At 38.8% G+C, this 12,380-nt stretch carries 8 protein-coding genes and 1 pseudogene; all 9 read right to left on the bottom strand.

The window, feature by feature from the left end; translation table 11 throughout:
• Positions 1-42 precede the first annotated feature (42 nt).
• On the bottom strand, positions 43-1,653 hold the full coding sequence (locus BANVL01_RS21075; RefSeq protein ID WP_066083763.1) for a M4 family metallopeptidase: 1,611 nt from the start codon (positions 1,651-1,653) through the stop codon (positions 43-45).
• 72 nt (positions 1,654-1,725) lie between these two features.
• Complete coding sequence (locus tag BANVL01_RS21070; RefSeq protein WP_066083760.1) at positions 1,726-2,319, bottom strand: CalY family protein; 594 nt, start codon at positions 2,317-2,319, stop codon at positions 1,726-1,728.
• 496 nt (positions 2,320-2,815) lie between these two features.
• Positions 2,816-3,334, bottom strand: a complete 519-nt coding sequence (locus BANVL01_RS21065; RefSeq protein ID WP_066083757.1) for a PepSY domain-containing protein — start codon at positions 3,332-3,334, stop codon at positions 2,816-2,818.
• Positions 3,327-3,524 (bottom strand): hypothetical protein, encoded by a 198-nt coding sequence (locus tag BANVL01_RS21060; protein ID WP_066083755.1) that lies wholly within the window; start codon positions 3,522-3,524, stop codon positions 3,327-3,329. The genes BANVL01_RS21065 and BANVL01_RS21060 overlap by 8 nt, the downstream gene beginning before the upstream one ends.
• Before the next feature lie 146 nt (positions 3,525-3,670).
• On the bottom strand, positions 3,671-7,039 hold the full coding sequence (locus tag BANVL01_RS26950; protein ID WP_174524282.1) for a Xaa-Pro dipeptidyl-peptidase: 3,369 nt from the start codon (positions 7,037-7,039) through the stop codon (positions 3,671-3,673).
• Positions 7,040-7,261: 222 nt separating this feature from the next.
• Positions 7,262-9,484 (bottom strand): Xaa-Pro dipeptidyl-peptidase, encoded by a 2,223-nt coding sequence (locus tag BANVL01_RS28375; protein WP_280513658.1) that lies wholly within the window; start codon positions 9,482-9,484, stop codon positions 7,262-7,264.
• Positions 9,476-10,423: pseudogene (locus tag BANVL01_RS28795) on the bottom strand (M4 family metallopeptidase); the annotation flags it as partial. The pseudogene BANVL01_RS28795 and the gene BANVL01_RS28375, both read right to left, overlap by 9 nt.
• A 586-nt stretch (positions 10,424-11,009) precedes the next feature.
• Entirely contained in the window at positions 11,010-11,900 is an 891-nt protein-coding gene (locus BANVL01_RS21045; RefSeq protein WP_235845685.1) for a peptidylprolyl isomerase, read from the bottom strand.
• 385 nt (positions 11,901-12,285) lie between these two features.
• Positions 12,286-12,380, bottom strand: a 95-nt coding sequence (locus BANVL01_RS28645; RefSeq protein ID WP_218010681.1) for a TasA family protein, incomplete at its 5' end; no start/stop codon positions are given.

Genomic DNA, 12,380 nt, shown 5'->3' with positions numbered 1-12,380 from the left:
CAAATGGTTAAGTTTGAGGCACCCTCTTTCTTTTGTTTAAATTTATAAAACACCTACAGCAGTGTACGCTTGTTGAACAGCTTTAACTTCTTTGGAACTAGCTCCATATAGGTCCGTTGCCGCTTGAATGGCTGCTGATCTCATCATAGAGAAGTTAGAGCTTTTTGTTAAATATTTTGTAAGGGCACGGTAATAGATTTGTTCTGTTGCGTCACGCCCTACCCCAGTCACTGTAACACCGTAATGGGTCCCGCCATCCGAAATCAGGTAAGCAGCTTTATTATTAATACTGCTGTTGATATGAACGCCGCCACTGTCTAATGTGCCAATATAGCGCTTGCTCCAATGGTCTGGTGAGTAACCGCTTTCAGTTCTAGTGTCGATAATTTCAGCCGGATTACTCATAGAACGAAGTGCTCTATTAGGTCCAGATTTAATAAGCTTCTCTCCAATTAGCCATTCTGGATCTCTGTCAACCATTTTAGCAAAGATATCAGACATAGATTCGTTTAGAGCACCGGACTCATATGAATAGATTAAATTGGCTGAATGCTCCGTTACTCCATGAGTCAACTCATGCGCAGCAACGTCTAATCCGCTGGCAAAATTGTAATAGTTCACACCATCCCCATCACCGTATGACATTTGTCTTCCGTTCCAGGAGGCATTATTCCAGTTGTTATTTACGTGGACAGCAGAGACTAATTTAAATCCTTTATCATCGACTGAATTACGATCAAAGGTCTTTAGATAATAGTCGTATGTCTTTTGTGCAAATGTATGGGCATTTACTGCTGCCCCATCTGTAAACATTTTACTTATGCTAGTTACCATTTTGTTAGCGTTCTTTGCGTCATTGGTGACGATCCCTTTTCCTCTTGTCGTATCATTGAGTCCATATACTCCGTCAATGAATTGGGCTTCAAACATCTGCTTGTCGTTAAACACTCCGTTTCCAAATGCGATGACTTCATCAGAGGCATTATATCGATCAACAATATTTCCGTTCGTTGCATCAATGAAATAATGCCAATAACCAACCTTAGGTTCAACAGTAGAAACTTTTACTAGATATGTGTTATAGAAAGCACCATCATGTTCATAGATAAACTGTTCAACATCAAAGTCACCATCATATTGGTCAACCTTGCCAATTTTCTTTTCAATACCTGCATTTGCTATTTTGATTGCTTCAGATTCAGAAATAGCAGTTTCTGTATTGATATTTTTATCGTCAAGATTTGGTACAACCTCACCGAAAAAGGATGTAACATTGTTATCTTTATCCAGTGCTAAAGTTGAATCAGATCCGAAAATTGGAATTCCTTTATACTGCTCAACAAATCTAAAATGATGGGTTCCTAATTTATTATCGGCTTGCTCTTGAATTACTTTAAAGTTCTTATTCATGTCACCTTTTAGTTTGAATTTTTTGCCATTTTCCTCAAGATAAGAAAAGGCAATATCCCTCTTACTTAACCCTTTTTTCGTTTTTGGAGCCCAAGTTTCACCCATGAAGGAAGGTGTTCCATACTCCGCATTATACTTGACATGTGGTTCCTGCGGACTTGCAGCTAGACCACTTGTTGCAAATGTTCCAAGTGCAATCGATAAAGCAAATGCAGAGGAAATAACTTTCTTATTGTATTTCATATAACAACCTCCAAACAATATATTATTTTATTAAATTAGCAATAATTAAGTCCGTTTATAATTAAAGAATTATTACCTAGCTTCTCCAGCCGTTTGTGATGCGTTAAATGTCCAATCAAGTTTAAGCGTATCACCTTGGAACACGTTTTGATCCTGGCCATTATCTAAGAAGTCAAACTGTACCCATAGGTCATTGACTGCACCAGGTTCAAGTCCACTATTTTTCTTAAAAAATGGATCTAAAATGGTCTTCTGAACAAGATCTGGGCTCATTGCTTTTAAATCTGCCAGTGTCGTTTCAAAAATAGGTTCATTTTCTTTGTCCCAATTCCATAAGAATCTCACCATAATGTGTTTCCCGAAATCTTCCGCGCCGTTATTACCTTTGGCATCAACAACAGAATATTCCGTCTTTAATTTTACGTCTTTGATTTTCAAGGAGCCATTATTGGCTAATTTGAAATCACGCATCATCGTATCGCCAGGTTTAAGATCCTTAAGGTTAACAATCACACCAGGATCAACAGATAAATCCAATGTGCCTGCAGCAAATGTATTATGCGTTACTTCTGTATCACTGAAGAATGCATATGTACCCCCACCGATTAATGATAGTCCTAGTGCTGCCGAGGCTAAGCCTAAACCAAATTTTTTCTTAATACCCACTTTATTTCCTCCCCTTCATCTTTTCCTTTAAAAATATTTCCGCCATCCCTGATGATCAATGAGTCGATCCCAAAAACTTTAGTTCTTTAGTACAATAACTCACCTCACTTTTTAATTAAGGGTAGATTGTAACTTTAGTAGGAAACTAACTAGTTACTAATCTGGTATTAGACACATACTTCAATTATTCCTAATTGAGGTCATATTAATTCTCAATGAAGAACAATTAATTTTAGTATAAACTAGATTACTATGATTTCAAACTTGCAAATATGGCTGTTTATACTCTAAAAAGTACCTTTTCCTCCGATTATCGAATTATTTCTCCTTTTTTCTCCATTTTCTGAAAAATGCAAATTCAAACCTTTTATCCTATCATTATTGAAATTATTATTGGGACTACTAGCATATTTATTAAAAAGAAGATGTCCTAAGTGGGAAATCTTCTTGCTACTGGGGATCACCAATTCATGCTTTGCTTGTTTTTGAAGTCCCTCTAATCAAACGCTTCCGCGGCATTATAGTTATCTACAATGTTTCCATTAGTGGCATCAACGAAATAATGCCAGTAGCCTACCTTGGGTTCTACCGTTGAAGCTTTTACGAGATATGTATAGTAGAACATACCCTCAAATTCATAGATATATTGCTCGGCGGTCACATCGCCATCATACTGTTTCACTTTTCCAATTTTCTTTTCAATCGCTTCTTTCGCTTTTTTAATAGCTCCCTTTTCAGAAATAGCTGCAACTTTATTGAGGAGTTTATCGTCAGGTTCAGGTAATACCTTACCAAAGAATGCCATGACATTATCATTTTTGTCTAATGCGACTGTTATATCAGAAGCATAAATAGGGATACCCTTATATTGCTGAATCAATCTAAAGTGGTGTGTTCCGGTTTTTATATCATCCTGTTCTTCTATCACCATAAAGTGTTTTTCCATGTCACCTTTTAATTGAAAACTTGGGCTAGTCTTTTTAAGATAGGCAAAGACTATATCCTTCTTACTCATGCCTTTTTTTCGATTCCGGAGCCCATGTTTCCGCAAAAAAAGACGGGGTCATGTTCTCCTCAATATGTTGAATCTTTGGGCACTGGGCTTCAACTTCCAGTGTCGTGGCAAGCGAACCTACCGTAGAAAATGTACCGAGTACAATGGACGGGGCAAAACCATTAGAAACCACTTTCTTGTAAATTTTCATTTTCTCGCTCCTCTAATAAGTCTATGATTCGATTAACTCTCTATAGCAAAATTTTTATGATATACTCTCACCAGCCGCTAGAAAAAACTAATTTAAGGACTGGTGAGATATTCCTAAACATGCATAATCTGTTTCTCTATCTGTTATTAAAAATCTCCTTTGCCTCCAACAGTTGGTAAATCGATTTTGCTTTTCCCAAGGTCCATTTCAATAGTCGCAGCTTTTTGTTTTGCTACTGTATTTGTCCTTGTACTGCTTGTTATCACGATGCCGATCTTGTGACCAGGCTTAAATAAATAGTCGTGTGGAAGACCTTTAAAGTTAAAACGATAGGTTTGGTCAGGATTTAGTATTTCACCAACTCGAAGAGAATTATAGTTCTTCGTATCCATCCAGCCGCGGCTAACAACTTCATAAGCTGAAGTTTTGGTACGAACTGAGACCCGTTTATAGCAGGCTGAATCTGCATCGCTGCTGTCCCCTATACAGTCAACAGTACTAATAGTCTGGATACCTTCACCATTTCCATAATCAACCCTCGTACCTGTGCCGTAATCAACTAAATAAGCTGTAAGATTGGCCTCTCCCCCGCTTACTTTGCCATGTATTTCGAACTCTGGCACACCACTAAGCCGCACTTCTTCCGTCAATTCAGGAGAAAGGAAAACGACTCGATCATTACGCTTCGTTAACTGATTTGTGACCGCTTGGGTTTCCGTTAACAAAGGATTATTAGTAAAGCTGATCGTCGGTTTTCCCTCTGCCGGATTTGTAGTTAAACTTCCAGCAGTATCATTTTCACCAATTCCTAATCGTAACGTTACCTTCTTTGTATTAATATCTGGCCAGGAGGAATGCTTCTCCCAAACATTCGGATCATGCTCAATATCCGCCATAGGCTCGTCCATGATGCCGTTATTTATTCCTAGCAGCCAATAGTCGAACCAACGGTGAATTGTTTTTACCCATTCGTCACGACGGTAGTCAAATGGTTCGGTATGTCCTGTTTGTGTAAGCCAAATTTTTCGAGGAACTTTATTTTGCGCAAGTTGTTCCCACCATTGAGAATAATTATTTGCTTTAACGTTTAAATCGTTTAAGCCATGAATCATGAAAACACTGGCTTTTACCTTATCCGCATTTTTAACATAGTCCCGACTATCCCAGAAATCATTATAGTTTCCGGTTGCATCATCTGCCCCTACTCTCAATTCTTCACGTACAGGTGTACATTGCGCGCGACGTAAAGCGTTACCTACTGTATTAGCCAGATTATTGGGACCATTAGTAAAATAAACTGTGCCATTTGAACGATAATAATCATACCAGCTACTGATTGATCCAACAGGAACAATGGTTTCTAAGCCTTTAACACCGGTTGCAGCCACAGCGTTTGCAAGGGTGCCATCATAGGATTTACCATACATCCCTACTTTTCCAGTGCTCCAGCTCGCCTTCATCTCATTACCACTTTTATTGGTTCCAGCCGTTCTTCCATTTAACCAATCGATAACCGCAACCACACCTTCGGTTTCTTCAGTTCCTCCTGTTTTTGGACAACCGTCAGACTGGTTAGTACCAATCATATCTACCTGTACCACAGCATAACCGCGTGGAACAAAATAGTTATCAAAATAAAGCGGGAACGAGTCAGGTTTCCCATTTTTATATTTCTTAAGCTGTGATTCATTACCGCGTCCAAGATTATCATAATAAGGACTTGCGATCATAATTACTGGTACGACTAGTCCATCTTCCGTTTCTTTCGGACGGATGATGTCAGCTGCAATCCGATCAGGGATGCCATCTTTATTTGTATCTAGGTTTGTTTGGATATAAACTGTTTCACGAATTGCATCTTTGTAGGAATATCTTGCTTGAGACAAACCATTTTCAAATACACCAACAGCATCATAAGCAGCATTTACAGCTTTAACAGCTGTAGAATTAGTGCCATATAAATCTGTTGCAGCTTGAATGGCAGCTTGTCTCATCATGCTAAAGTTGGAACTAGCTGTTAAATATTTAGAAAGAGCACGGTAATAGATTTGCTCTGTCGCTTCACGGCCAACCCCCTTAACAGTTACACCGTAGTGCTTGCCGCCTTCAGAGATCAGATAGGCAGCTTTGTTGTTGATACTACTATTGATATGGACCCCGCCACTATCTAATGTACCAATATAGCGTTTGCTCCAATGGTCAGGTGAGAATCCGCTATCAGTTCTGGTGTCTACGATTTCAGCAGGGTTACTCATAGAACGTAAGGCTCTTCTTCCATCTTTTACGATCTTTTCTCCGATCAGCCATTCATGATCATCTCTGTCAACCATTGCCGCAAAGATATCAGACATCGATTCGTTTAAGGCACCTGATTCATTTCGATAAACTAAGTTAGCTGTATGCTGTGTGACGCCATGGGCAATCTCATGCGCTGCCACATCTAATCCCGCAGCAAAGTTGTGATAAGTGACTCCATCACCATCACCGTACGACATTTGTCTTCCGTTCCATGAGGCATTATTCCAATCAGTATTTACGTGTACAGCAGAGATCAATTGCTGCCCATTGTCATCTACTGAATTGCGCTCAAAAGTTTTGAGGAAGTAATCATAGACCTTCTGAGCATTGGCATGAGCGTCTACTGCGGCACCGTCTTGATTGAACATTTTACTAGAGCTCGTGACCATTTTGTTGCCGTTCTTCGCATCGTTTGTGACTACCCCTTTTCCGCGTGTCGAATCATACATCCCGTATACACCGTCGATCAACTGGGCTTCAAACATCTGCTTGTTATTGAAAACACCATACCCAAATGTCGTCACTTCCTGAGCAGCATTATAGTTGTCCACAATCTTCCCGTTTGTGGCGTCAACGAAGTAATGCCAGTAACCCACCTTAGGTTCTACCGTTGAGGCTTTTATGAGATAAGTGTTATAGAACTTACCCTCAAACTCATAAATAAATTGTTCGGACGTCACGTCACCATCATACTTGTCTACTTTGCCAATTTTCTTTTCAATCGCTTCTTTTGCTAGTTTAATAGCATCTTTATCTGAAATAGCTGTCTCTGTATAAATCTCTTTATCATCCAGATTAGGAACTACTTCGCCGAAAAAGGATGTCACATTATCATTTTTGTCCAAGGCAATTGTCGAATCAGAGCCAAAAATAGGAATTCCTTTATATTGCTCAATTAGTCTAAAGTGATAGGTTCCTGTCTTTTTATCAGCTTGTTCTTCTGTTACTTTAAAGTGCTTATTCATGTCACCCTTTAGTTTAAACTTTTGGCCGTTCTCTCCAAGATAGGCAAAGGCAATCTCTTTCTTGCTTAAGCCTTTTTTCGATTTCGGGGCCCAATTTTCTACAATATAAGATGGGGTATCGTACTGGTCATTATACTGAATCTTCGGTCCTTGTGCTGCAGCTTCTTGTGCTGTTGCAAGTGAACTGCCTGTTGTGAATGTGCCAATTACAACGGACAGTGCCAAAACGGATGAAATCATATTTTTCTTTATCTTCAATTCCCACGCCCTCCTTACAAATATCTCTTTCTATTTATTTTTTTAGCCTATAAATTATTGAAAAAATAACCGCCAAGTTAATAGTTTTGTTGGATTTTATGCATATTGAGCCGGCAGTCTGTATCATCAGTTGTCGGCTCAATTCATGATCTAGGAAACCTTAGTACCTCATATAAAAAACTTGTTATCTAACTCTTTACCTCTTAATTTCAAAATCTACTTTTTAATTCCACCGACAATCGGCAAAGTAAATTCACTGCTTGTAGGTGTTATCGTGATTTTTGTTCCCCCGGATGGTCGTTGGGTATAATCGTAATCAGTGGCGATAATAACCAGACCGATCTTGCTTCCTTTTTTAAATACGTAATCTTCCGGCTGCATGTCCCATTTAAATGTATATTCTTGATTAGGGACAAGCCTTTCCGAACGATCAGCACCTTGTAAGTTTTGTGGGTCCATCCATCCACGCGTAATAACCGTGGCTTTAGAACCGCTATAATCAACAAGCAGAGCGGTCAAGTTTGAAACTGGACGGTCAATGCTTGCCTTTAAGCTTACGAAAGGCGTACCGCTGATCCGTGCATCTTCTGTAAGTGCTTGAGTCAAATAGACAAGACGGTTCGGATTTTCCACATCAGGATTTGTAATTAGAGTAGTCGCTTTTTTCTTTGGGTCATCAATCAAAGATTTTTTCTCATTTGGTTTGTCAGCAAGCGGCAAGATGCTTAATACGCCTGCAGAACTCCCTTCAGCCGACCCCAATTGCAGTTTAACGGGAACGGCAGTAGCCTCTGGCCAATTAGATTGTTTCTGCCACGTTTTATCCTCACGTTGAACATCGACGGCTGGTTCGTCCATAATTCCGTTGTCAACTCCATATAACCAATAATCAAACCATTTGTTTTCGCTTTGTTTCCAATTGTTTGTCGTCGTACCTCCATGGCCTCCTTGATGGAGCCACATCTTCCGCGGCACATTATTTTGTTCTAGTGCTTTCCACCATTGGTCGAAATGTTTCGTCTTCACATTCCAATCACTAAGGCCATGGACAATAAAAACACTCGCCTTAATATTTTTTGCATCTTTGACAAAATTACGTTTATCCCAGAAGCTATTATAATCGCCCGACTTCCTGTCTAATCCGACTGTAAATTCATCAATAATCTTATGGCAGACTTCAGGCATCTTCCTTGTCAATACAGCTGCTGCCATATTGTCAGCATCTTCCCCTTGGTAACCTCCCGGTGCGATGACGGCACCATTTGCGCGGTAATAATCATACCAACTGCTGATTGCTGAGATTGGCAAAATTGCCTTTAAGCCTTTAACACCAGTAGTTGCAACTGCGTTAGGCAATGTTCCGTTGTAAGAAGTACCTGTCATCCCAACGTTTCCAGTCGACCATTCAGCGGTAACTTCCTTTCCATCAGTTGTATATGCTTTGGCACTGCCATTCAACCAGTCAATGACTGATTTTGCTGCGAGAGTCTCATTTTCATCACCAGTAGTTGGGCAGCCCTCTGACTTTCCTGTTCCAATACTTTCAGCTAGGATGACTGCATATCCTCTAGGAACATAATAATTTCCAATTGTTCCTAGGTTCGCCGGTCGAGCATTAGGCTTGCCTCCACTTTGACCATCCGGTCCAGGTACAGGTGTAAGTTCGACATCAACATTATAGACAGGCACATTTAAGATTCCAGAGCGATAAGGACTAATCTCATAAATGGCTGGAACTTTAATGCCCGGATCCGTTTTAGGTCTCATCACTTGAATTGAAATTTTGTCACGTTTCCCGTCACGATCACTGTCTACCGTAGTTTCAACGAAAAGATTCTCAACAATCGCATCATCGGTAGAATAAATAGGCTTTGTCATCCCGTTTTCGAGTTCAATTTTAGTTGTTGAATCATTTACCCCAACAGCCGTATATGCTTGTTGTACAGCTTTAACTTCTTTGGAATTAGCTCCATATAAGTCTGTAGCAGCTTGGATGGCAGCTTGTCTCATCATAGTAAAGTTGGACCTAGCTGTTAAATATTTTGTTAGGGCACGGTAATAAATTTGCTCTGTTGCTTCACGTCCGACTCCTTTGACGGTTACACCGTAATGGGCTCCACCCTCGGAAATAAGATAAGCAGCTTTGTTGTTAATACTGCTGTTAATATGAACTCCGCCATTATCCAACGTACCGATGTAGCGCTTACTCCAATGATCAGGAGAGAAACCGCTTTCAGTTCTGGTATCCACGATTTCGGCCGGATTACTCATTGAACGAAGTGCTTTTCTGCCATCTTTTACAATCTTCGCTCCAATTAGCCATTCATTATCATTTCTGTCAACCATTTTAGAAAATATATCGGAGATGGATTCGTTAAGGGCACCGGATTCGTTTGAATAGATTAAATTTGCTGTATGTTCAGTTACTCCATGAGTCAACTCATGCGCAGCAACGTCTAATCCCCCTGCAAAATTGTGATAGGCGATTCCATCGCCATCACCATATGACATTTGTCTTCCATTCCATGATGCATTATTCCAGTTGTTATTTACGTGGACCGCAGAGATTAATTTAAATCCTTTATCGTCAATTGAATTACGATCAAAAGTCTTTAGATAATAGTCGTATGTCATCTGTGCAAATGAATGGGCATTTACTGCTGCTCCATCTGTGAACATTTTACTAGGACTTGTTACCATTTTGTTAGCGTTCTTTGCGTCATTCGTAACGATTCCTTTTCCTCTTGTTGTATCATTGAGACCATAGACACCGTCAATAAATTGGGCTTCAAACATCTGCTTGTCGCCGAACACCCCATTACCGAACGCGATAACTTCATCGGAAGCATTATATCGATCAACAATATTTCCATTTGTTGCATCAACGAAATAGTGCCAGTAACCCACCTTAGGTTCTACCGTTGAGGCTTTCACGAGATAAGTGTTGTAGAACTTACCTTCGAATTCGTAAATAAATTGTTCAGCTGTCACATCACCATCATAGTGCTCTACATTGCCGATTTTCTTTTCAATCGCAGCTTTTGCAATTTTAATAGCTTCACTATCGGAAATAGTCGCAACAGTATCGATATTTTCCTTTTCCAGATTAGGTACAACCTCACCGAAGAAAGAAGTTACATTATCATTTTTATCCAAGGCTATTGTTGAATCTGTACCAAAAACAGGGATTCCTTTATACTGCTCAATCAACCTAAAGTGATAGGTGCCTGTTTTTTTATCGGCTTGTTCTTGTATTACTTTAAAGTGGTTTCTCGCGTCCCCCTTTAGTTTAAACTTTCCGCTGTTCTCCCCTAGATAAGCAAAAGCAATATCTTTCTTGCTTAAACCCTTTTTTGTTTTCGGAGCCCAATTCTCCACTATATAAGATGGAGTTAAATACTCGTCATTATATTGAATCTTTAGTCCCTGAACATCGTTTGCATGAGCAGTTGGGGTTGAAATTCCTGTAGTGAATGTACCGAGTACCACGGATAGAGCCAAAGCAGAAGAGATTATTTTCTTATTAATCTTCAATATTCCCGCCCTCCTAGCAATATTATTTTATTAATGATGATAGATGGAAAAAACAGTAAATCACCTCTCTTTGTATTTTTGAACTTTTAAAGAACCAAACATGTTATTAATCAGATAATTAATAACATCTAAACTTTATTGAGGTTCAATATTTACTTTATAAAGAACCAACAAGTTTTAGTATAATCTAATTTAATATGTTTTTAAACTTGCAAATAATGCTATATTCCCTTTATAAAGCACAATTTACTTCTTTTATTGAGTTATTCCTCTATTATTCTATATTTTCAAAAAAATCAAAAACTATTATTAAAATGTTAAAAAAAAAAAGAAGATGAACCTCTAGGGAACACCTTCTTTTTTAATAAAAGTGGTTTTATTTTACGCTATACGCTTTAACCGTACTAATAACAGTTAATGACTGAACATTTTAAAGTTGAGGGATGTCTTGTCGTTGTTGTATTTCCACATCCTTAAAGGCATCTTTAAATGCATCCCCTTTAACCTCAATTTCCTTATTTATTTTGTTTAAGATCTCCTGTAGGGGTTTTGCATCTTTACCCAGGAGCGTTTCTTTGATTTGATTCTTGACCTTGCTTAATGGCGTTTCCTTTCTGTCTGTTACCTTAATGATGTGATAGCCGAACTTTGTCTTGATTGGTTCGCTCACCTCATCTTTTTTCAATTTTAAAGCTGCCGCTAGAAATGTCGAATCCATTTCATCGCTCCCGGAGATATAGCCCAAATCCCCGCCTTCTGCGCCAGACACCTTATCCGTCGATTGTTTTTTTGCCATTTCGGCAAAGTCAGCTCCATTCTTTAGTTCCTTTTCTATTTCTTTAGCAGTTTCCTCCTTATCGACAAGAATATGGCTGGCTTTCACCTCAATGTATTGGTCTTTATTTTGTTCATAGTAATCGTTTATTTGTTTATCTGTGACTTTCACTCCATCTGTTGTTGCTTTAAAGAAATAAATGGATTGTTTAATTTGATTCTTTAGTTCATTTTCATTTTTAAAGCCCTGTTTTTCTAGGTACATTTTATATCCATCTTTATCACCAGCCTCTTCCTTTATAAGGTCCAGCCGTTGATTCACCTCTTTATCAGATACCTCATATTTGCCCTCCAAAATTTGCATATAGACCATCTTCTGAATTAATTCCTTTCCCCGGTCGGAACTTATTACTTCTTTATATAAATCATCTTTTGTGATATTTCCATATTCCGTTTTAACAAGTACCTTGCTCCCTTCTCCTGAGGTTAGAGCAGAACAGGCACTAAGTAAAAATAACAATGATAAAATAGCTAAAACTGTGATCATTTTCTTCAAATATCTTCACTCCTATTTTTTACAACTCCCCAAAGTCATTGCCGCTGACGGATCTGACCCGGGTTTACCTTCCAAATAAAAGACTGAATAACCATTAAAAAGCCTTCGATATTTTTTTGAATCGTAACAATATAAGGAAAGATCAAATCAACCAATAAATGCTAATTAGATTTCCCCATTTCTAAACTCTCTTAAATAAAGCGGGACAGTTCACCAACTGTCCCAGCCCTTTATTGTTTTTATTTCAAATGGGTCTCATTAACTCACTAAAATCGAGGAAATAGATATGAATCAACGAAACCTAGCCACGTTCAACTTTGACAGAGAATGGTCCAAATCGAAATTAGCGAACTGCACTAACGCACCTTTTTCAATCTTACAGGTCTCTACCGTTGCCTTGTGTGGCATTGAAAGTCCATTTTAGTTTGATCTTATCCCCCTGGAATTGGTTTTGATTTTCCCCGTTATCCA

Source organism: Neobacillus novalis NBRC 102450, assembly GCF_001591805.1.
In the GTDB taxonomy this organism is placed as follows: Bacteria; Bacillota; Bacilli; order Bacillales; family Cytobacillaceae; genus Neobacillus; species Neobacillus novalis.
The sequence above is the reverse complement of the archived record's forward strand: the minus strand, read 5'-3'. Positions and strand labels throughout refer to the sequence as shown.